This is a genomic window from Kyrpidia spormannii, assembly GCF_002804065.1.
Classification (GTDB): domain Bacteria; phylum Bacillota; class Bacilli; order Kyrpidiales; family Kyrpidiaceae; genus Kyrpidia; species Kyrpidia spormannii.
Genome location: NZ_CP024955.1, coordinates 3,137,954 through 3,159,164 on the forward strand (window position 1 = coordinate 3,137,954; position 21,211 = coordinate 3,159,164).

Consider the following 21,211-nt stretch of genomic DNA (forward strand, 5'->3'; position numbering starts at 1 on the left):
TCCCCCTTCCAATGGTTGATCTCTCTACCGATGAATCCGAACCGACGCGTTCATCCCCGGTACGACATATTTTCCGGAAAAATCGTCCACGGCGATCCGTACCGGCACCCGCTCAGTCGGCCGGGTTTGATTCGTGCCGGCTGCGGAAGGCAGCTCCGGGGCGGCGAAGGATCCGGCGGCGTCGGCGATGCGGACCACTTTCCCTGGAAAGGATGTGCCGGGATAAGCGTCCAGGAACACGTCCACGTCTTTCCCCACGGACAGATTCTTTAGGATGTTGTCGTCGATGTAGGCGGTCACAAAGGGTTTGGAGAGGTCGGCCACGACGGCCAAGGTCCACCCCGGGACCCATATCGCCCCGGGGATGGCGGCCGTGTAGAGCACCACGCCATCAATGGGACTCGTGAGGTTCACCGGCGTAGGAAGAGCGGGCACGGGTGCCGCAGACGGCGGCGCAGTGTTGGGTGAAGCCGGGCGCGGTGAGGCAGGCGGGAGGCCGGTGTGAACCCGAGAGCGGCGTGCAGCTGGCTGAGAGCCGGGCGCCGACCGGGAGCGGACGGTAGATCGGTTTCGCGTGGTCTCCCTATTATGCGTGGTGCCAACTTGAGAGGCGAGGGCCTGTAGGGCCGGTGACGAAGTGGCGTTCGCACGAGCCGCCGAGGCGCCGGACACGGCCCCGAAGGCGGTTGCTCTTCCGCCGGGGGCAGCCGGCGCCGTCGGCGCTGTCCCAGCCGTCCTGCCTGCAGCCCCCTGACCCGCTCCCGGGGCAATTCCGGCAGACCCGGATCCCGACGGGGCCCCCGCCCCCGACGCGGATCCCGCCCCCGCCATCGAAGACGGGATAGAGGCCAGGGGCTGGAGGGTCCCCAGCACCGCTCCTGCGGAAATCCGGTCACCTGTCTTTGCCGACCACTGGGTCAGCCTGCCCACCTCCGGAGCGCTGATAACCACCAGGTCCGCCCCCACCTGGGCCTGATTCGTGCGGATGTATTGCGCTTTGTCCCAGAAAAAGAAGCCGGCTGCCCCCGCCGCAGCGGCCACAGCCAGCCAAAGGATCAGGTTGAGCAGCACGAGTCGTCTCATCGGCGGTCGGACTCCTTCCCCACATCCGAATCTCCGCTCGTTAGTCTGCCCCACGTGCAAAATCCTTTGCATACGATGAATTTAACGGAGTCCGTCCTTTTGGGATTCCTCGATAATCGTCAACAACGTTTTGAGATGGCGAATCAGCCCCTCTGCTTCCTCCGACGGCATTTTTTCCAACAATGTCCGAAAATAATCCATGTGCAAAACCGGGACCTTTGCGACCAAATCCCGGCCCTGTTCACTCAGGCTCACCCAGACCACCCGCCGGTCGTGCTCGTCCCGGACCCGATTCACCAGGCCCATGCGGACCAGGCGATCAACGATCCCGCTGGCTGTACTGGTGGACATGCCCACCCGGCGGCTGAGTTCCGCCAAGGAATGGGTGCCTTCCTTGTGAAGAGTTCGCAGAACCCACATCTGCGGAACCGTGAGGTCGTACTCCCGGAGCTCCTGATGCACCCGCTGTTTGAATTCCCGCATGGTGCGCCGCATCAAATCGATCAGTTCACTGATTTGCTCATCTCGCATCCCCAGGTCCTCCCCCGCCAGGGCTATCATTCGCGTACGAATCATTTATCATAGAACCATGTTGTGAGCGTCCTGTCAAGAACGACAACACCTCCGCCACAAAGGGCTGCGCTCCCACTAAAAGGATCCCCCGTTCACCCTCGTGTCCCTTCTCACCCGATAGCACCCATTCAACCGGGGGCTCTATCTCCAGCGAATGTGGCCCGACGGCCGTCGGGGCACGCGTGCCAACCCTGGGCTCCCCGGCATGCCTGGCCACGCCGAGTTCTCCAGCAGCCCCGGCCTGCCCAGCAACCCCGGCCTCTCCCGCACTCCCGGCCTCCCCGGCACCCCCGGCCAGCCTGCCCACCCCGGCTCTGGCCGGCCACTTTCCGCTCTGCGTCAACCACCTCTCCGCCACTCGCCACGCTTCCCCCAAATCCTGCGCCGTTTCCACCCGGGCGTACCAATTCCTGGCCACCGCCGCCCCTTCCCGGGGATACGTGAAATACCCGTTGCCCGCCCGGGTGAGAACCAGGCCATCGCTCACCGGCGCCAGCTCCCGGTACACCCCCGGATAATCCTTGTCCGATGGCACCGCCGCGATGGTGATCACCCGGCTGCCCCACCGTTCAATCAACTTCCGAATCTGGGCCGCGCTGGCGGCCGTCACCGCCCCGTCCACCAGGATCATAGGATTCCGGGAGAGGATCTGGCACCGACCGGGGTGCACCACCTTCCGCAAGCCCTCTGCCGCCAGAACCTCCGACCAGAGCGCTCCCCTGCGGCCGCGCCGGCTTTGGTCCTGCAGAATCCCCTCCGCCACCGCTGCGGCGAGGGCCGCGTTATCCGCCTGAAACGCGCCCACCGCTTGAAGGGTGGTTTCAACTCGACGTCCCCCCGGGGTTGTGAGCGCCGCCCACAACCCCTTCGAAGTGAGATGAACCTCTTCCACGAAAAAATCCTGCCCCAATATCCGAAGGGGCACGCCCCGGGCTTTCGCTTCACCGCGAAGCAGTGCCGCAACTTCAGGGTCTTGGCGCCCGGCAAAAGCCGCCATCATGCCCGACCGGATCGCCCCCGCTTTATGCCAGGCCACATCCGCCAAGGTCGGCCCGAGTTCTTTCAAATGTTCCTCCATCACCGGGGTCACCGCCGCCCACCGGGCGCGGACCTGGGCCACATCGTCAAACCGGGCCCCCCGACCGCATTCGAGTACGTCGATGTCTGTTCCCGCCTTCCGAAAAGCGCACAGCGCCACAGCCAGGTAGATCCCCACCGGGGCGATGTACTCGTCGGGCCGAATTCCTTGGACAACCTCCTGGACCAATGGGTCAATCTCGTCCATCCAGTGGACAAAATCTTCCTCGGGAAGGGGGACTCCGTTGATGGAGATCCGCTCCATCGGGTGAAGGAGGTGAGGACCCGTGAATAGCCCCACTCGGAAACCGTGGGCCTGAAGAATGCCGGCAATCATCCGCGCCGTGGAGCCCTTGCCCTTACTGCCCGCCACCACGACGGACGGAGTGCCGCGATCCGGCCCTCCCAGCCGATCCAACAACCTCCGCGTCAAGTCCGGCCGGCGCCGCTCGGCATCCGGTCCAGTCCAGCGCCCGGGCGCCGGCGCCCGGCTATTGTCCCCGGGAAAACCCGCTCGGGCCCAGGAGGCCCGGTTGTACGACCTATACACCGCATCAATGGCATCCCAAAACCGATCGAACACGCGCCGCTTCCGCCTTTCCGCTGCCTTTTGGCCGAACTGCCGTTTCACTTCCTATCATACCGCAAGCCAGACGACCGCGACCATCGGCGAGAACTGAGGCGACCGCCAGACGCTCAAAACCGGAAACCTCGCGCTGTGGGGGAGATCGATCTGAAACCCCGCACCCGTGTGGAAGAGCGGGCGAAGAATCGTTATCATGGAAACAGAACGGAGGAAGCGAGGGGTAACCATGCGAGTAGCGCTCTGTCAAATGGAAGTGGTTCAAGGCGACCGCGCCGGAAACCGGTCCCGGGCCGAAGCGATGGTCCGGGAGTCGGCGGGACGCCGGGCCGATGTCGTCGTCCTGCCGGAAATGTGGACGTGCGGGTATGATTTTGCCCATCTTTCCGAACACACCGAGGAGATCGACGGTGAAACAGCGACCTTGCTCGGCCGGTGGGCCCGGCAATACGGGATTTGGCTGGTCGGCGGATCGTTTCCTATAGAATTCGCCGATGGGGTGTCGAATACGGCGCTGACCTTTGCGCCGGACGGAACGCTGGTCAACCTCTATCGCAAAATCCACCTCATCGGCTTGATGGACGAGGACCGCTATCTGGTCCCCGGGGAGACCCGGGCCACCTTCGCCTTGGGGGAAACGGGCACGCCGGACTCGACCCGGGCCGGGGTGATGATTTGCTACGATCTTCGCTTTCCCGAGTTGGCCCGGGCCCACGTGCTGGAGGGCGCTGAGGTCCTCTTCCTTCCCGCGGAGTGGCCGGTTCAGCGAGCCGATCACTGGCGGACTCTCCTCATCGCCCGGGCCATCGAGAATCAGGCCTTCGTGATCGGCGTGAACATCGTCGGGCGCAATGACCGGGATCGGTTCACCGGCGGGTCCCTGGCGGTGGACCCCTGGGGCCGGGTGGTGACCGAGGCTGGGACCAAGCCGGGGATTGTGTATGCGGATCTCGATTTAAGCATTGTGGCGGACGTGCGGCAAAAGATGACGGTGCTCAAAGACCGCCGGCCCAAAGCTTATCTCTAACCTTTGCACGGATACCTATTGCTGGTATACTTGTCCTTGTTTATTGGACAATTCGAAGGAAGGGTCATGATTGTGGCGACCATTTTGATTGCCGGGTACTACGGGTTTCATAATGCCGGTGATGACGCCGTCCTTCACGGCATCATCACCTCCCTGCGCCGCTATGACCCGACGGTGCACTGCCGGGTGCTCTCCAATCAGCCCCGCCACACCCGGGCCCTGTTTCGGATCCCGGCTTACGACCGGTGGAACCCGTGGACGATTATCCGGCAACTCAAAAAGGCCGATATGCTGGTCATGGGCGGGGGCGGCCTCCTGCAGGACGTGACCAGCCCCCGAAGTATTCTCTATTATCTCGGCGTGGTCCAGATGGCCAAATGGCTGGACAAACCGGTCGTTTTTTACGCCCAGGGATTCGGCCCGGTTCGTCGCCCCCTCTCAAAATGGCTCATCCGGCGAACCCTCAACGATATCGACCTGATCACCGTCCGGGATGAAGGATCCCGGGACGATTTTCTGCGTACCGGCGTCACCCGGCCGCCCCTTTTGGTGACCGCCGACCCGGCCATGGCCATCGATACAAGCCTGGTGGACGCGGAGATGGGCCGGGCGATTCTGGAGCGACACCGGGTGCCGACCTCCCGGGTGGCGGTGGTTTCCGTGCGGGAGTGGCCAACCGCCAAAGTTCCGTATAAAAGGATCTTTGCCGAAGGGCTGAAGCGGCTCATCGAAAAGGGATGGCACGTGGTGTTTCTCCCCATGCAACACCCCAAGGACCTCCGGCCTTCGAGAGAGATCGCCCGGTGCTTGGGCCACGGCTCCACGGTGATCGAGACGCCCCTGACGGTTTTCGATATCCTCAACGTGATCAAAGCCGCCGATATGGTGGTGGGGATGCGCCTGCACTCCCTCATTCTCGCGGCGCTCCTGTCCGTGCCCGCCGTGGCTTTTTCTTATGACCAGAAGATCGAGCGGTTTTCCCGGCGGGTCGGCATTCCTTGCGCCGGTTCCACCCAGGCCGCCGATGAAGAAACCTTCATTCATACTTTGCTTTCCTGCAGTGAACACCTTGATGAAGCCCGGGCGGCCATGATGCCGGGGACCGACGAGATGCGGCATTTGGCCCTGGAGACGGCCAGGCGCACCATCGAGATCCTGCACCGGCGGCTGGGGGAATGAACCGGAAACACCACCTGTTCACAGGAATCATCCCGCTCATGCCCTCAATACCACGAGCATCGTATCCCCACGGCCCTCAAGAAAGTTTCGTTCCCCCTTCCTTTTCTGCGAACACACCGTGAACATATCGCTGCGAGCATGGCCCGCCCAAATGGGATTGTCAACCCGCCGACTGTTGTATTCTCCCGTCCACACCAGCGGAACTTGTCAAAATTAAGGCAAATGCGTGGTACAACCTCGGTTCAACCTGCGTATTCATGCACTATCACGGGCAACGAAACACGAAAGGGGACCAATTCAAGTGGAACACCAGATTTCCGCGCCAAGCCTCCTGCACATTCTCCATTCGTTGATTGGGAAAGTGGTGCGCATCAATAAAGGACCGGAGTCTATTTTAGGTAAACTGGTGGCTATCCGGTCGAATTATGTGGTCGTGGAACCCGTCGACAGAAAGCACCCCAGGTTGGAGGACAAACCGCCGTTTATATTCTATCAAATCCATCATATCAAGAGCATTGAGGAAGAAAAACTCCCCCCATTAAGGCCAAAGGTTCACGGCAAAAAAAGAAGGCCCGCAAAAAGGACGACAGGGTGCTGAAAAGCTTGAAGCCCTTCTCCTCGCCTCAGAAAAAGCCGGTCCATGACAAGCCTGTTTGATTCCAGGGAGGAGAGGAGGATTCGATGGTGTTCGCCATAGTGATTGTGCTGGCCGGCTGCATCCTCTATTGGCTGATGAAACCGCCAAACATTGCGCGTCAACCCGAACCAATCAGGCCTCAGGAAATGGATGCTCCAGTTTCTTATGGTTATGAGGCGAATCCGGATGCTTGACATGACGGCAGTCTTCACCCTTTTGATATTCTTGCTGACAGTCCTGTTCGTTATGTGGAGGCCCCATGGGATCAACGAGGCAATCCCCACAACGGTCGGAGCGGTGTTCATCTCTCTGCTGGGTGTGGTTCCGTTCACAGACATCACCCGGATATTGGGGATTGTCAACGGAGCTTCGATCACCATCCTCTCCACGATTGTCATGTCGATTGTCCTGCAAAGCATTGGTTTTTTTCGCTGGGTGGCTTTCAACCTGGTCGAGAGGGCGAGAGGTTCGGGGGTTCTGTTGTACTGGTATGTCAATCTTCTCTGTTTCTTGATGACCATGTTCTTTAACAACGACGGCAGTATTCTGATCACCACGCCCATCATCATACAAATAACGACACTTCTGCATCTCAAACGAGAGCAGAAGATGCCCTATCTGTTGTCCGGTGCACTGGTTGCCACCGCCGCCAGTGCACCGATTGGCGTCAGCAATCTGGCCAATCTGATCGCGTTGAAAATTGTAGGTCTGGATTTGAACACCTATGCCGCCATGATGTTCGTCCCCTCCATGATCGGCATCGCGGTGATCGCGCTGCTTCTTTACCTGTATTTCAGAAAAGAGATTCCAAATAAAATCTCAATTGCTCCCGACCCCACCCCGCCCCCGCCGCCCCCTCGAAAACCGAAACACCATCATCCCGTCCAGCCACCGGATCCTCCTCATCAGCTCGAACTACAGGCCGGTGAACCGGTCGACTGGTGGATGTTCCGGATCTGCATTACGATTGTCATCTTCGTCAGAGCGGGATTTTTTCTGTTTTCAGGTTTGGGAATTCCCATTGAATGGATTGCCATCGTCGGAGCCTTGCTCTTGATCGCCGTCAGATGGTATCGCAAAAAAATCGGGGCATTGGACATCATTAAGAAAACCCCTTGGCACATTCTGGTGTTTGCTTTCACGATGTACGTCATCGTGTACGGCCTCCGCAATTCCGGCTTGGTGATGATCATCGTCGAACATTTGCTCAGCCCGGTGGCCTCGAATCATCTGTCTGCCAGTTTGGTCATGGGAGGTTTTTTAACTTTATTGTCAAATGTGTGCAATAACTTGCCGTCCGTTATGATCGGGACATTGGCCCTGACACAAATGGGATTGGACACCCACACCCTCCAGATCGCGTACCTGGCCAACATTATCGGCAGCGACGTCGGGGCACTGATCACGCCGATGGGAACACTGGCAACTCTAATCTGGATGTTCATTTTGAAGAAAAACGGCATTGCCGTGTCGTGGGGTGAATATCTGAAAATTACCTCATTTGTCATACCCATCGGACTGATCATCAGTTTGTTGAGTCTCTATGGATGGACCGAGTGGCTCTTCTTTCGAGTCAAGTGAGCCACCGGCGCAGAAAAACAGGTCCCGGAAGAGGATGGATCGCCTTCCCCGCTTCCACCGAGGCTGTCGATGTTCCGGTGTTCCCATCCTCCTCCGGCGCCGGTCCCCTCATGATATTCTCCCCCCATACACCCCGGTACGGATCTTGGACCGGAACCGACCGCTTCTCTCCCCTGCGAAAAAAGGACTTCTCTATAACGATATGGCCGGATCTTGAAAATTTGCCTAAAGGAAAGCGGACGTGAAGGATTTCCGAATCCCCGGAGCGAATACGGTTTAATAATCCAAGTTTCGCGCCTTCGGGCAGCCACTTTCGCCTTGACGGGATTGGGTAAACGGCCGATGACCGGCCGCACTAGTCTCGGGCGCGAAACCTATTGACCCATGTATGCGGAAGAGGGGTACCGCCCGTGACGCGGAAACGACTGGGGGACCTGCTCATCGAAGCAGGCCTGATCACTCCCGAGCAACTCGAACAAGCCCTCAAGGATCAGAAAATCACCGGCCGCCGGCTGGGAGAGGTGCTCACCCAGAGCGGGGTGCTCACCGAGGACCAATTGATCGAAGTGATGGAGTTCCAACTGGGCATTCCCCATGTGGACCTAGACCGGTTTCAGGCGGATCCGGCGGCGTTGGAGCTGGTGCCCGAAACGTTGGCCCGGCGGTACAAGGTCATTCCCCTGAAGCGGTCGGGCAACCGCCTGACCGTGGCCATGGTGGACCCGTTGGACTATTTTGCCATCGACGACATTCGGATGACCACCGGGCTGCACGTGGACCCGGTCATCGCCACCCGCGACGACGTGGATCGGGCGTTGGAGCAGTATTACGGCCTGAAGCAATCGGTGACCGAGGTCCTCAAGGACGTCCGGCCCGAGCAGATCGACGAAGAGCAGGTTCGGGCCGAGGATGCGCCCATCGTGCGGCTGGTCAACCAATTGATCGAACAAGCGGCGGACGGGCGGGCCAGCGACATCCATTTTGATCCGCAACAGCAGGCGATGGTGGTGCGCTTTCGCATCGACGGCGTCCTGCACACCCAGATGCGGCTGCCGAAACATCTTCAGCCGGTGCTCACCGCCCGGGTGAAAATCATGGCCAATCTCAACATCGCGGAACACCGGCTGCCCCAGGACGGCCGCATCCAATTGAAGGTGCGGGGGCGGCCCGTGGACGTGCGGGTGGCGACCCTGCCGACGATTTTTGGGGAGAAAATCGTGCTGCGGCTGCTGGATGTCCGCAATGCGGTGAACCGGATCGAGGATCTGGGATTTGCCGAGCGGAACCGGGAGGCGTTTCTCTCGATGATCCAAGCCCCCCACGGGATCGTCCTGGTGACGGGCCCCACCGGAAGCGGCAAAACCTCGACGTTGTACGCCGCCCTTCACCAGTTGAACACCGAATCGCAAAACATCATCACGGTGGAGGATCCGGTGGAGTACCAGATCGACGGGGTCAATCAGGTGCAGGTCAACCAGACGGTGGGGCTCACTTTCGCCGTGGGATTGCGCTCAATTCTGCGGGAGGACCCGAACATCATCATGGTTGGGGAGATCCGGGATGAAGAGACGGCGGAAATCGCGGTGCGGGCGGCCTTGACCGGCCACCTGGTGCTTTCCACGTTGCACACCAACGATGCGCCGGGGAGTATCACCCGTCTGATCGATATGGGGGTCGAGCCCTATCTGATCGCGTCGACCTTGCGGGGGGTCGTGGCCCAGCGGCTAGTGCGGCGGATTTGCCCGGAATGCCGGGAAGCGTACCGGCCTGCGGCGGATGAGGCGGAGCTCCTGGCGGACCACGGGTTTTCGGTGGAGACGCTCCAGCGTGGGCGGGGATGTACGGCGTGTCACCGCACCGGCTACCGGGGGCGGATGGCGGTTCACGAGCTGTTGCCGGTGAATGAGGAGGTGCGCGCCCTGATCGCCGACCGCCGGCCCGCGGCGGAGTACCGCCGGGCGGCCGAGCAGCAGGGCTTTGTGCCGCTGATGCAGGACGGATTGGAAAAAGCGGTGAAGGGGCTGACCACGGTCCAGGAAGTGCTACAGGTGATTGTGGATGAGGGCTAGAGGGAGCGGGGGCAGGCCGGACGCATGCCGTGGGAGCGGTGGACCGCGTGCGTGAAGCGGCGGCATCCGGGTGGCTGCGTCCCCGGGAAGCAGCGGCGTCCGGCGGGCCGCGCATCCCGGCGGATTGGACAGCCTGAGGCCGATTGAACCGGTACATTCGGCCGGGCGAAAAGCATGGTGAAATGTTATGTTTTGCTCATTTCACGGTCCAAAGAATGCGATAACCTATTACCTGCAATGAAGGGGGAGGGGAAGAGCATGGCGCTGTTCCGGTACCAAGCGGTCAACCGAGCGGGAAAAGCGGTGCGCGGGCAGATCGAGGCCGCGGATGCGGCGGCGGCCACCGCCGATCTCCGACGGCAGGGGCTCTTCCCCATGCGGATCGACCCGGCGGCGGAGGGCCGGGCACGGACTCTGGGCCTTGGTGGGCGGGGTCCGGAACAGGCCGTGCGATCGGGGACGCCCCGAAGCCGGGCGGTCCCCGATCCGGAGGTCCGGAGCCCGGCGGGGACGGAACGGGCCGCAAAAGGTGACCGGCCGGCGTTCTTTGGTCTGCGTCTTGGTGAAGGACGGGTCAAGGTGCAGGCGTTGGCGGTGTTCTGCCGCCAGTTCGCCACCTTGGTGCGAGCCGGTGTCCCGGCGGCCCGGTCGGTGGAGATCCTGGCGGCCCAGAGCGAGAGCCGGACATTGAAACGAACGCTCGAAGCGGTGGCTGAGGAGGTGCGCCAGGGCACGGCCCTGCGGCAAGCGTTCGCCAATCACCAGGCGGTATTTCCGCCCCTGTTCATCAATATGGTGGGCGCCGGAGAATTCTCCGGGCAGCTCGACCTGATGCTGGAGCGGGCGGCTCAATTTTACGAACGGGAGCGGGCCACCTCGCAGAAAATCATGTCTGCGATGACGTATCCGACGGTAGTGTTGGTGATCGCCCTGGGGGTATCGGTGTTCCTGCTGACCTCGGTGATCCCGACCTTCGCCCAAACCTTCGCCCAGCAAGGGGTGGCCCTGCCCTTGCCCACCCGGATCACTCTGGGGCTCAGCCGGTTTCTGACCGAGCGATGGTACCTGGCCCTGGCTCTGGTGGCGGCGGTGGTGAGCGGCGGGATCGCCGGGGCGCGGACTCCGGCCGGGAGGCGGTGGCTGGGGCGAATCTCGTTGGCGGTGCCCGTGTTTGGCCGGTTGAACCGCAAGCACGCCGTGGCCCAGTTCAGCCGCACCTTCGCCACCCTGGTGCGGGCGGCGGTGCCGATCTTGGACGCGTTGGATTTGGCAAAAAAGGTGATGGGCAATGTCCTTTACCAAGAGGCGCTGACCGAAGCCCAGGAAGGGTTGCGGTCCGGCCGGACGGTGGCTGAGGTGCTCGGCCGGTATCCCCGGCTGTTCCCGCCGATGGTGGTGCAGATGATCGCCGTGGGCGAAGAGACCGGGACATTGGACGATCTGTTGGATAAACTGGCGGATTTTTACGAGACGGATGTGCAGGAGATGGCGGCCCGGCTGGGGGCCTTACTCGAACCGATGATGATTCTTTTTTTGGCCGTGATTGTGGGACTCATCATTCTTTCGGTTTATCTGCCCATGTTCCAGATGATGAATTTTGTCGGTTCGTAGAGTGCAGGAGCGGGATGGAGTCACGGGGTGGCTGGACGGACATTCGGCGGCACCCGGAGGTCCGCGGCGGGACAGCTGCGGAGCGGGGACAGACAAAGAGCCCCGTGTCCGACCGGAATGAGAACATGCGCCCCGCCCGAGGTGCGATCCCGAAGGGCGGGTTCATCTCACAATCATTTTTGGGGTAAGGGAGGAGGAGAAGCACATGGTGACACAGGACATCGCACCGGTGCGTCGTGAAGAGAAGGAGCCGGCTCGGCCGCAGGCCATCCGGCGACGGCGTCAAGCCGGGTTCACCCTCATCGAAATGCTGGCGGTGGTCGTGATTCTGGCTATCGTGGCAGGCGTGGGGTTTGTGGTGGTGAATAATCAGATTGAGAATGCTAGGGTGAACACGGACAAAGCAAATGTGCGAACCATTGCGGATGCGACACAGCGCTACATTATGGACAAAGGTGCGGCTCCAACGGACGTTGGTGACCTCGTGACTAACGGATATCTGGCAAAAGCTCCAGTTGATCCTTGGGATTCAACGAAAACTGATGCCTATTCGATCTCAACAACCGACAAAAACGTTACCATAAGTGGCCCAAAACCGGGCGATAGTCTCACTTTGTCCAATGTGCTACCGTAGTCATCGACGCAGTAATGAACATTCACTCGTCCCATAATACGAGGCATGGAAGCGCGGGGAGATTGGCTAGCCGTAGTCGTTACGATTCTGGGCCTTATTGTCGGCTCCTTTCTCAACGTGGTGGCCTACCGGTTTCCCCGGGGGGAGTCGGTGATGTTTCCGCCGTCCCGCTGTCCCCGCTGCGGTGCCCGGATTCGCCCACGGGATCTGATCCCGGTGGTGAGTTGGGTGTGGCTGCGGGGGCGGTGCCGGGACTGCGGGGCGCCGGTTTCCCTGCGATATCCGCTGGTCGAAGCCTTGACCGGTGGGTTATGGGGGTTGGCCGCGTGGCGGTACGGTTGGTCGCTGGAGACGGCGTTGGGGCTGGTGGTCATAAGCTTTTTGATCGCATTGTCGGCCATTGATCTGGAGTGGCAGATTCTCCCTGATGAACTGACTTATCCGTTGGCGATCATGGTGATCGGAGCCAGACTGTGGATGGGACCGGAACCGTGGTGGTGGTATCTGGGCGGGGCAGCCCTGGGGGCGGGGATGCTTTTTGCTCTCTACTGGTTGAGTCCGCTTCTCTTCGGCAAAGAAGGCATGGGGCTCGGGGATGTGAAGCTCATGGTTGGCCTGGGGGCGTTCAGCGGCCTCACAGGCACAGTCCTGACTTTGTTCGCGGCCTCGCTCGCGGGTCTTGCGGTTGGACTGGTCTTGCAACGAATGGATCGCCTCGGGGAGCAACGCCGGATTCCATTCGGCCCGTTTTTGGCCGGAGGGGCATTGTTGTCGTGGCTGTACGGCGATACTTTGATGAAAGCATACTTCGGCCTGTTTTTGTGAAATCGGGGGCGATGACGGTGAAACGATCTCGGTGTTTCAACCAACCGTCGGAACGAGACCTGGGATTCTCGCTCGTGGAAGCCTTGGCCTCGCTCGCCATCGCCGCGGCGCTGCTTGTCGGAATCATGGGGTATTTTACGACAGCTTATGTGGGGGTTCGGCAGGACGGAACCCGAAGCCAGGCCGTTTCCCAGTCGGAACGAGCCATAGAGGCCACCCGGGCGTGGCTGATGGACCAGTATGCCCAGGGCAAGTTGGACACCTCCGCCCAATCCAAGCAGGTCCAGCCCGGCGACTTGGCATCGAATGGTTTCGCCGCATCCCCCAATATGAACACCACAGTCACGTACGGGTACGCGCAAAGTGGCCCGCCAGGGTGGGAGATCACGGTGACCACCACGTGGCAAAGCCGGGGACAGTTGCAGACCTATCAGATCACGTCATTTTTCGGGAAGTACGACCATGCCAAATCACGGGCAAGTCAGTAGGATTCGAGGACGCGAGGGTTTCACGTTGGTCGAGATCACCGCAGCCATCGTGGTTGCTCTGCTGGTCCTCAGTGTCATGTTCGCGGTTCGCCAGTACGCAACGACGACTGAACGGGCGATCGAGATCCAGGGACATCTGCAACAGACGGTGCGCAATGCGGAGACGGTGATCCTCGGGTTTATTCGGGACAGCCGCGATGTCAGTCGCACCCAGGACGGCCGTTCACTTACCGCTACCCAGGGCTCGGGGGACAGGATGACGGCCGCATGGGATGGGGTGCAAACGCTGACGGTAACGGTAGTAAAGGCCACCGGCAGTGGAACGGCAACCTACACGTTTCAGCCGATTACCCAGTTTCAGGTGTCCCAAGCTCCGGGAGCGAACGGCCGGGTGTTCACGATCACCATGAGCGCGGGCCAAGGGAAACAAACGTTTAGAGATTCCATCTCCGTCCTGCCCCGAATCCCGTCGTCTCCCGGGCAGTGAGGTGAGTCACCGTGCGCTACAGCTACATGGGACCGAAACGCGGCAAGCACGGAAACGGCAAACACCCGGGCCAGCGTCGACACGATGGGTTTACCCTGGTGGCGGTACTCCTGGTGGCGGTGATTCTGCTCACGCTTCTCTCCGCAGTGAGCACCCTCGTGCTGGCCGAATCAAAGCAGACCGGACTCACAGCGCGCCAGCAACAGGCGTACAACCTGGCCGAGACGGGACTTGAGCGGTTTATGGCAGCCCTGCAGACGGCTGCTCAGGGGGATCTGAGCCAGTTCCCGTATGATTCAGGGACACTGGCGGGGTGGGTTCAAGCTCGGGGGATTCAGGGCCCCGGGGTTACTGTACAAGCCGTGTACGTCGACGAGAACGGAGCGGTCGTTATGTCGACCACCCCGCCGTACCCGCACTTGATTCGGGTCCGGTCAACCGGGACCGCGCAAGGGGTTCAGAAAACCATCGTCGCCACCGTGGACCTTCAGTACCTCGGTAACATTTTTCGATATGTGCTGGCTGCCACGGCACAAACGGGCACGGGGATTCAGTTCGATGCAAATATGTCGCTGAGTCTGTACGGATCCATTTATACGGATGCCGATCTGGCCGTTACCAATTCGAATCAGAAAATCCCTTCGGCTCTGACGATCCAAAACGGCACCCTGGATCTTGGGCCGGACTCGCCGTTGAAGGGTACGGAACGATGGTTTCCCAATCGCATAACGGTTCGCAAGCTCACCACGCCGCTCGCCCTACCATCCTTCGATGACGTAGTGACAGCCCTTCAGACTGGAAATGGGAACGGGAACATCCAAACCTTTGCATCCAGCGGAACGCATTATTTGTTTCAAGATCTGTGGGGCGGGTGGTGGGATCTCTGCCAAACCGGAGGGTCCGTCCAGATATCGCCCATCGACCCGGGTAAACCGGTTCTCATGTTCAGTGATCCCGATGCCGATGTGATCGTACTCGGGAATCCTTCCCACAAGACGGTGGTGGTGAACGGGGAGCTCACGGTGTACGCGTTTATCGACGGGACGTCGCCGCCGTTATACGTGGCAAAAAAGGACGTTCTACTCGACACAGACTTTTTGGAGAGCCTGGGGGTTGCCTTCGATGTCTTCATCCAGAGTCTGCTGGACCTTCTGCACCATGGAAATGACATTCGACTGCCGAAGTTGGTCCCCGGGGGCATCATTCCTGGTTATATCTTTGCACCAAACGGCACTGTGACGGCCCGTGGAGATCATTCTTTTCAGCTGATCGGGGCCATCATCGGGCAACGTATTGTATTTGACTCTATACATTTTCTGGGTTTGGGATGGCTGTCGGCTTCCTTGCAACAAAGTACGGACGGCTTGGATCAAAAAATCCCGTGGTACGTCCCCCGGCCGGTGGTTATTGAAAGGCACACGGAGTAATCGGAGCGGTCCGGGTCGGAACACGGTCGCGGTCTGCGAGTCGGTACGACCCCGCAGCGATCAATCGGTGGGTTCGAGGGATTCCGTTCAGCGCACCCGGAATCAGGACAGTTCGACTTTGGTCACACGCTTTGCCCCGGCTGCAATGGATCGTGAGGTGAGTCGCCATGGTTGCAAAACGCATCGGAGAACGAAACACCCGGCAGCGGACGAGCCGCCAACAGGCGGGGTTTACCTTGGTGGCAGTGCTGTTGGTGGCAGTCATCCTGCTCACCTTGCTCGCCGCGGTGAGCACGATGGTGCTGGCCGAATCCCGGCAGACCGGCCTCACCGCACGACAGCAGCAGGCCTACAGCCTGGCCGAGGCGGGTCTCGAACGATTCATGGCGGCATTGCAACAGGCGGCCGACAGGTCCTCGGATTTCCCGTATGACCCGGGAAGTCTCGGCGGTTGGATCGACCGGCATGCCGTCAACGAGCCGGGTGTCTCCGTCACGGCCACCTATATGCGGGAGGACGGGCAACCGGTGTCGGCGAACCAGGTGCCGCCGTATCCCCATCTGATCCAGGTGCGGTCTACCGGGATCGCGGACCATGTCAGCAAGACCATCGTGGCCACGGTGGATTTGCAGTTTTTGGGCGGGCTCTTTGGGTACGCATTGGCGGCGTTGTCGAAAGACGGATGGGGAATTCAATTTGATCGGGATCTCGTCAACCTGTACCCGGATTTGACCATCAACGGACGTATCTATTCAAACTCAGACATTCGCTGGGGTAATAGCCGGGCCCTTCCACCGATACTGCAGACCAACTCCTTGGCCGTGGAATTGGGTCCGAACTCGCCGATTCAGGGCCGGCAGGATCTCCAAAATGTCCCTTCCCGGGTTCCAGTTACGCGGCTAGAGGCACCACTGGCTTATCCGACTTACGAGCAGATGGTGGCGAGCCTGAAGAAAAGAGCAGCAGGGGATGTACAAACGATCAACGCGCAGATCCGCGGTATTCTTCTGAGCATCGGCCCATGGTCGGTGTATCTCCCAAGTTTCTTGGCCGATCTTTCGGGCCTCGACTGGGTTCAAGCCATTTTGAAGTTGCTGTCGTGGCGGCCCATTTGGATCGCTTCCGATACCGTTTATTTTACAGATCCCAATCTTGACCTGTTCGTGATCGGGAATCCGCGTGCCAAAACGATAATCTCGGAGGGCAACCTTCATCTGATCGGTTTACAAGGGGACAGTGCTCAGCGCACCATTTATGTCGCCAAAAAGGACGTATTAATCGGCGTGGATCAAATCCCCAACGTCTTGAAGAATGTCCTGGGTGATCTTTCCAAGATAATCGGTTGGTTACTTCGTATCATTGAAGACATCCTCAATGGGATTCTGTCCGTCGTTTTAGGCCTTTTGGGGATCCATATCGATATTGATCTCTTGAGCCAGATTTCGTACATATTGCAATGGATTCTGCGGCTTCTACAGAATGTCATTCCTCCGGATCGCGTGACCGGTTACATCTACGCACCCAACGGAACTGTGACGTTCGGTGGCGCTTTCATGGGATTACACGGCGGTGTCGCCGCGAAACAAATCAAATTCCATTTCCTGAACGCTATCAAGATCAACTACCAGGACACAGACCTCATGGCCGACTTCGACCCAAGCCGGCGGCCGGAGCTCTACATCCCCCAACCGGTGATCGTGGAGCGTCACACCGAGTAAAGGTAGGGGAGGGTCGCGTCGGCCCGGGTTAACGGCGGACGGTTTCACGAGACAAATAACCAGATAAGAAGGCTCATTCCATAGAGAAGAGAGGATTCCGATGCGGTTTTCTTTGATGGGCCCTTCGGGGGTCGGGGTGAGTTTTCACGAACATGTCGTCGAGGTGGTCCGGGTGGACGGGCGAGGGCCGTTTCCGGTGGTGGGTCATGTGCTCATCCCGTTCCCGGCGCAAGTGTACGAGAACGGGTGGGTGAAGGACATTATAGCCTTTACCGATCTGTTTCGCAGCCGGCTGACGGATGCCGGCCTGGCGACGGGCCGACCAACCCTGTGCCTGCCGACATCGGCGGTGGTGCTCCGCACGGTGACGCTGCCCCGGACCGGTCGAAAGCAGGCGCGGAATCTGATCCAGTTCCAACTTTCCCATGAGCTCCACCTGCCTTTCGCAGATCCGGTGTTTGATTTTGACTATTATCCCCCGGGTTTCCCGAACCCCGACGGCCATGAAAGCCTAGAGGAGGGCGTGCCGGTCCTGTTGGCGGCGGCGCCCGGAGAATTGGTGCACCGACTAGAACAGGTTTTCCGGCGGATGAAGACTCCCTTGGGGGCTGTCGAAGTGAAGGGACTGGCCAGTTTGCGGGTCCTGCGCAACCTCGGAAAGACTGTCAACCAGGGGACGCTTCTGGTGCATTTTGGCCCTGACGCCGTGGACGTGCATTTCTATGTGAAAGGGCAGTTGCTGTTGAGCCGCTGGTTGGACCTCAACCCCCTGGAATACAGCCCCGCCGAGATCGAAGAACTCCAGGGCGGATCGGGAGTGCCGGGACAGCCGGATCTGGCGACATTCGCTGCCGCCGGGGCCCCGACCCAAGCCGAAGTGGCCGTGGGCACCGCCGGGGCTGCGGCCGAGACCCGAGGGACAGGGGTGCAGGAAGGCAGCATGAACCCGGAGGCCGAGCCCGGGGCGCGGGAGACGGGATCGGCGACAGGCTCTGGAATCGAACCGGCCCCGGCGCGGACCGGCCTTGCCGCCCCCGGCACGTGGATGGCCATGGGCCGGCCCGGAGCGAACTTGAGCGCCTTCGCCGCCGATCTGCAGTATCAGATTGACCGACTGTTTTCGTTTTTGCAGTACACTTTGCGCCAGGAGGATCTCGCTGTCACCCGGCTGTGGCTGGCGGGGTACGTGCCCCACGCCGAAGCAATTTCGGCGGGCCTGTCCACCCATCTGGCGCTGCCCGTCGAAGTGTTAGAAACACCCCGGGATTCCAGCGGGAATCCCGTCGACCTGCCGGCCCTCGGGGCGGCCTTGAGGGGGATGGTGCCGGATGAAGATTGATCTCTTACCGAAACCCGAGCCGGTTCACCCGCTTTGGACGGCCGTCCTCACCGGAACCGCCGGCCTGTTGGCCATCGCCAATCTCTGGGCCGCCGGAACGTGGATCAGTTCCGTCGTCCAAACCAGGACTACCGAGGCCGGTTACCGGGATTTGGAGGCGCGCCTTCCCGCCCTGCAGCGCCAAGCGGCCGAACAGCAGCGCAGGGAAACGCTGACCCGGCAGATCGACGCCCTGCAAAAATGGGCCGCGTCCCGACCGGATTTTCAATCCGAGGTACATCTCCTCTCCAGCCTGCTGCCCGGCCGCAGTGAACTGTTGAGCGTGCAGTACACGGGAGGAGCGAACTACGAGGTAAAGGCATCACTGCCTGATCTGGAATCGGTGGCCACCTATCTGCGGGCGCTCCAGAACGACGCTCAAGTGGCTACGGTCACGGTCAAATCGGTCGCTCGCCAGACGGCGGCCGTCGGGATAACGGTGCCGCCGATGCCGACCGGGGGAGTTCCGTCCACCACACCGCCCACGGGAGGGCCAACCCCAGCGGTCCCATCATCAGGCGGATCGCGGCCCACTCCCGGGTCCACAAGCTTTGTTCCGAGCCTTCCGACTTCGGGCGACCCGCCCCAAACTTGGTTGGCGCGGCTGGCCTCCCTTCTGCCCTGGAGCCCCGGGGTGGCCAAGGCTTCGGAGGGCCCTCTCCCTGAACCGCAGGATTCCGGAGCCGCACAACCCGGGGATGGGGCGAACACTCAGGGGGCCGGGTCGGTTCCGGGCCAAACAATACCGCAACTAGCGGTGTACATTCTTGATTTTAGCGTCACCTTGGGACGGTAGGAGGAGAACGATGACATTCACCAGAAAGTTTCAAGCCCTTAATCCCTTTCATCGCTGGCTCATTGTAATCTCCGCGGCCCTGTTGGTGACCTTTGGGGTTCTCGGCTATATCTCGTTTTCCGCCACCCGGGAGGCCCGGACCGCGGCCGCCCGTCTCAAGGACGCGCAAGATCAGATGCAGGCGTTGCAACAAAAAGTTGCCCGGCCCGTGCCGGCCCCGGATCTGTCTTTGCCCGCCCGGGAGATTCCGACCAATTGGGACATGGCGCGCTTTTTTGCCGATCTCACCAACGCAGCCAAGACTTGGGGGGTCCATATCACCAGCGTGACCCCAAACCCGCCCACCCCAGATCCGGGGGGATTTCAACCCTCTGGCAACAACGGTTCTGGAAGCGCCTCCGTTCCATCCGCCTCGGGAAATACGGCAAACCGCCCGGCGTCAACTCCAAACGGTAACACCCAGCCGTCGGGTGTGCCTTCGACGCCCAGTGGATCGACCGCCGGAAGCACCACAGGTTCAGCGGCAAAAGGAACGACTTCGGGGAATGCGTCGGGGCAGGCCGCTCCTGCGGAGGGAAATGCCGGGGCCACCAAGGGAAAAGAGGGGAATCCGCCCGCCGCCCTGCCCGGCGTCCACAGTCTGACCCTCGCGGTCGACGCCGAGGGGACAGGGTCCAACCTGCTGGCATTTCTGAACGAGCTGACGGCCATGCCCCGTTTGGTGTGGATCACCGAGTATACTCTCGATTTTGGCCAGGGGGGGACTCGGTCCGGAGGCGGCGCGGTCGGAGCGGGATCCGGCCCGGCGAGACTCCAGCTCACACTGACGCTGTACTCCCACGCCCCGTGGGACAGCCGCGCAGTTGCCGAGACGCCATGGCCGTTCCCGATCCAACCCGCAGGTAATCCGGAAGCGTTCGGGCCGTGAGAGGAAAGGGCCAGAGGGAAACCCAAATCCAGGGTAACCCTCTTTTTTCTCGCATTCCCATGGCTGCAGCAAGCCTTGGCGGTGGCAAACCCCGAGTCCTCCCGGGGATGTGTCCGGCCTTCATTCCATGGAGCGCCCGAACCGGCCCCCGCTCAATAATACACAATGCGCCGTTCCTCCGGTTTACCAAACAAAAACCCCTGGCCCAGACTCACGCCCAGGTCCGCCAGGATCCGGGCGTGCTCCTCGGTTTCCACGCCCTTGGCCACAACCTGGGCCCCGATCCGCTCGGCCATCCGGCAGATGCGCTCCACTTTGTGGCGCCCGGCTTCACCCGCCCCAACACGTTCCACGCACGATACGTCAATTTTCATAAAATCCGGTTGGAGAAGGGCGGCCGCTTCCATGTCAGCCGGCCTTACTCCCACATCGTCCAAAGCCAAAGACAGACCCCGGGCCCGCAGCGGTTCAAAAATCTCGGCAAGCTCGGTCCACCCCGAGGGCGGCAGGCGGTTGGTCAGTTCCAGAACGAGGTAGTCCAGATCAAGATCCTCGAACTCTTCATAAATGCGAAGGGCGAATCGCTCCACCGTCGGTGCGAGGATGTTGATGAAAGCGCGGTCCCGGCGGGGACGGTGGGCCATGGCCTGGAGAAAGATCAAGTAATCGGTTTCCAGCAGAATATCCAGCGTATGTGCATGAGCAAAGAGGTGTTCCGGATCCCGCAGTGCCTTTACGAGGGGACCGCGCACGAGGAGTTCGCAGCCTATCTTCCGATGGTCGGTCATCCGGACGATGGGTTGGTAGGCAAAATGGACATCGGTGAGAAAACGCAAAAAATCGACTCTTCCCGGGAAGATCTCCCCCACCTCATTCATTCCTGCCATTGAGTAAATAAAGAAATCCGTTTGTCTCAGCACCGCCCGGAGGAGCTGGGTCGGTTTTTACAGCTTACTTTACAGATTCGGCAGCCGGATCAAAATGTCCTTCAGCACCCCCGCTGACACCGCAACCTCCGGACCTGCCCGGACATGACGGGTTCCGGGGTCAGGGCGGTGACGCGACCGCCGCCGATGAACGGGTGAGCCCCGCATGCAGCCATCCCCCAAA

General features: G+C 60.6%; 20 protein-coding genes. 16 read left to right on the forward strand and 4 right to left on the reverse strand.

Annotated elements, in window-relative coordinates:
• Positions 1–24: 24 nt before the first annotated feature.
• The 3 genes from CVV65_RS15415 to CVV65_RS15425 all read right to left on the reverse strand — a co-directional run bounded on the left by CVV65_RS15415 (position 25) and on the right by CVV65_RS15425 (position 3,316).
• Positions 25–1,083 carry an HlyD family secretion protein gene (locus CVV65_RS15415; protein ID WP_100668892.1) on the reverse strand — a complete coding sequence of 353 codons (1,059 nt, stop codon included), beginning with the start codon at positions 1,081–1,083 and terminating at the stop codon, positions 25–27.
• Between the two features lie 81 nt (positions 1,084–1,164).
• The gene (locus tag CVV65_RS15420; RefSeq protein WP_157935558.1) at positions 1,165–1,614 is read right to left on the reverse strand and encodes a MarR family winged helix-turn-helix transcriptional regulator; all 450 of its coding nucleotides are present in this window, start codon (positions 1,612–1,614) and stop codon (positions 1,165–1,167) included.
• Positions 1,604–3,316 (reverse strand): bifunctional folylpolyglutamate synthase/dihydrofolate synthase, encoded by a 1,713-nt coding sequence (locus CVV65_RS15425; protein ID WP_198592063.1) that lies wholly within the window; start codon positions 3,314–3,316, stop codon positions 1,604–1,606. Before CVV65_RS15425 ends, CVV65_RS15420 begins: the two co-directional genes overlap by 11 nt.
• 229 nt (positions 3,317–3,545) lie before the next feature.
• Between CVV65_RS15425 and CVV65_RS15430 the strand changes: the two genes are divergently transcribed.
• From CVV65_RS15430 to CVV65_RS15500, 16 genes are all read left to right on the forward strand, one after another.
• Complete coding sequence (locus CVV65_RS15430; RefSeq protein ID WP_157935559.1) at positions 3,546–4,343, forward strand: carbon-nitrogen family hydrolase; 798 nt, start codon at positions 3,546–3,548, stop codon at positions 4,341–4,343.
• A gap of 66 nt (positions 4,344–4,409) precedes the next feature.
• Positions 4,410–5,522, forward strand: a complete 1,113-nt coding sequence (csaB, locus tag CVV65_RS15435; protein ID WP_100668896.1) for a polysaccharide pyruvyl transferase CsaB — start codon at positions 4,410–4,412, stop codon at positions 5,520–5,522.
• 301 nt (positions 5,523–5,823) lie between these two features.
• Complete coding sequence (locus CVV65_RS15440) at positions 5,824–6,120, forward strand: hypothetical protein (protein ID WP_100668897.1); 297 nt, start codon at positions 5,824–5,826, stop codon at positions 6,118–6,120.
• Between the two features lie 86 nt (positions 6,121–6,206).
• Positions 6,207–6,353, forward strand: coding sequence for a hypothetical protein (locus CVV65_RS16835; protein ID WP_157935560.1), 147 nt, complete (start codon positions 6,207–6,209; stop codon positions 6,351–6,353).
• Positions 6,346–7,740 carry an arsenic transporter gene (locus tag CVV65_RS15445; RefSeq protein ID WP_100668898.1) on the forward strand — a complete coding sequence of 465 codons (1,395 nt, stop codon included), beginning with the start codon at positions 6,346–6,348 and terminating at the stop codon, positions 7,738–7,740. Before CVV65_RS16835 ends, CVV65_RS15445 begins: the two co-directional genes overlap by 8 nt.
• Positions 7,741–8,150: 410 nt before the next feature.
• Positions 8,151–9,809 (forward strand): GspE/PulE family protein, encoded by a 1,659-nt coding sequence (locus tag CVV65_RS15450; protein ID WP_100668899.1) that lies wholly within the window; start codon positions 8,151–8,153, stop codon positions 9,807–9,809.
• A gap of 258 nt (positions 9,810–10,067) precedes the next feature.
• A complete protein-coding gene (locus CVV65_RS15455; RefSeq protein WP_100668900.1) occupies positions 10,068–11,420 on the forward strand; it encodes a type II secretion system F family protein in 1,353 nt (450 codons plus the stop codon).
• Between the two features lie 205 nt (positions 11,421–11,625).
• On the forward strand, positions 11,626–12,054 hold the full coding sequence (locus tag CVV65_RS15460; protein ID WP_100668901.1) for a type II secretion system protein: 429 nt from the start codon (positions 11,626–11,628) through the stop codon (positions 12,052–12,054).
• Positions 12,055–12,099: 45 nt separating this feature from the next.
• Positions 12,100–12,879, forward strand: a complete 780-nt coding sequence (locus CVV65_RS15465; protein WP_100668902.1) for a prepilin peptidase — start codon at positions 12,100–12,102, stop codon at positions 12,877–12,879.
• A gap of 17 nt (positions 12,880–12,896) precedes the next feature.
• On the forward strand, positions 12,897–13,367 hold the full coding sequence (locus tag CVV65_RS15470) for a hypothetical protein (protein ID WP_133121332.1): 471 nt from the start codon (positions 12,897–12,899) through the stop codon (positions 13,365–13,367).
• Between the two features lie 25 nt (positions 13,368–13,392).
• Positions 13,393–13,854, forward strand: coding sequence for a hypothetical protein (locus CVV65_RS15475; RefSeq protein WP_100668904.1), 462 nt, complete (start codon positions 13,393–13,395; stop codon positions 13,852–13,854).
• Positions 13,855–13,865: 11 nt separating this feature from the next.
• Positions 13,866–15,281, forward strand: a complete 1,416-nt coding sequence (locus tag CVV65_RS17010) for a hypothetical protein (RefSeq protein ID WP_100668905.1) — start codon at positions 13,866–13,868, stop codon at positions 15,279–15,281.
• 167 nt (positions 15,282–15,448) lie between these two features.
• Entirely contained in the window at positions 15,449–16,999 is a 1,551-nt protein-coding gene (locus tag CVV65_RS15485) for a hypothetical protein (RefSeq protein ID WP_100668906.1), read from the forward strand.
• 100 nt (positions 17,000–17,099) lie between these two features.
• Entirely contained in the window at positions 17,100–18,338 is a 1,239-nt protein-coding gene (gene pilM, locus CVV65_RS15490) for a type IV pilus biogenesis protein PilM (RefSeq protein WP_100668907.1), read from the forward strand.
• Positions 18,328–19,173: a PilN domain-containing protein gene (locus CVV65_RS15495; protein WP_100668908.1), complete on the forward strand. Its 846-nt coding sequence runs from the start codon at positions 18,328–18,330 to the stop codon at positions 19,171–19,173. The genes pilM and CVV65_RS15495 overlap by 11 nt, the downstream gene beginning before the upstream one ends.
• 10 nt (positions 19,174–19,183) lie before the next feature.
• Complete coding sequence (locus CVV65_RS15500; protein WP_100668909.1) at positions 19,184–20,101, forward strand: dermokine domain-containing protein; 918 nt, start codon at positions 19,184–19,186, stop codon at positions 20,099–20,101.
• Between the two features lie 152 nt (positions 20,102–20,253).
• Here the strand turns inward: CVV65_RS15500 and CVV65_RS15505 are convergent, their stop codons facing one another.
• A complete protein-coding gene (locus tag CVV65_RS15505) occupies positions 20,254–20,970 on the reverse strand; it encodes an EAL domain-containing protein (RefSeq protein WP_157935561.1) in 717 nt (238 codons plus the stop codon).
• Between the last annotated feature and the right edge of the window lie 241 nt (positions 20,971–21,211).

What these genes read in the sequence shown, in the direction of transcription:
- CVV65_RS15445 (WP_100668898.1), top strand. Translation starts at nt 6,346, where the DNA reads ATGCTTGACATGACGGCAGTCTTCACCCTTTTGATATTCTTGCTGACA.
- pilM (WP_100668907.1), top strand. Translation starts at nt 17,100, where the DNA reads ATGCGGTTTTCTTTGATGGGCCCTTCGGGGGTCGGGGTGAGTTTTCAC.
- CVV65_RS15430 (WP_157935559.1), top strand. Translation starts at nt 3,546, where the DNA reads ATGCGAGTAGCGCTCTGTCAAATGGAAGTGGTTCAAGGCGACCGCGCC.
- CVV65_RS15460 (WP_100668901.1), top strand. Translation starts at nt 11,626, where the DNA reads ATGGTGACACAGGACATCGCACCGGTGCGTCGTGAAGAGAAGGAGCCG.
- CVV65_RS15495 (WP_100668908.1), top strand. Translation starts at nt 18,328, where the DNA reads ATGAAGATTGATCTCTTACCGAAACCCGAGCCGGTTCACCCGCTTTGG.
- CVV65_RS15500 (WP_100668909.1), top strand. Translation starts at nt 19,184, where the DNA reads ATGACATTCACCAGAAAGTTTCAAGCCCTTAATCCCTTTCATCGCTGG.
- csaB (WP_100668896.1), top strand. Translation starts at nt 4,410, where the DNA reads ATGATTGTGGCGACCATTTTGATTGCCGGGTACTACGGGTTTCATAAT.
- CVV65_RS15455 (WP_100668900.1), top strand. Translation starts at nt 10,068, where the DNA reads ATGGCGCTGTTCCGGTACCAAGCGGTCAACCGAGCGGGAAAAGCGGTG.
- CVV65_RS15415 (WP_100668892.1), bottom strand. Translation starts at nt 1,083, where the DNA reads ATGAGACGACTCGTGCTGCTCAACCTGATCCTTTGGCTGGCTGTGGCC.
- CVV65_RS15485 (WP_100668906.1), top strand. Translation starts at nt 15,449, where the DNA reads ATGGTTGCAAAACGCATCGGAGAACGAAACACCCGGCAGCGGACGAGC.
- CVV65_RS15465 (WP_100668902.1), top strand. Translation starts at nt 12,100, where the DNA reads ATGGAAGCGCGGGGAGATTGGCTAGCCGTAGTCGTTACGATTCTGGGC.
- CVV65_RS15420 (WP_157935558.1), bottom strand. Translation starts at nt 1,614, where the DNA reads ATGCGAGATGAGCAAATCAGTGAACTGATCGATTTGATGCGGCGCACC.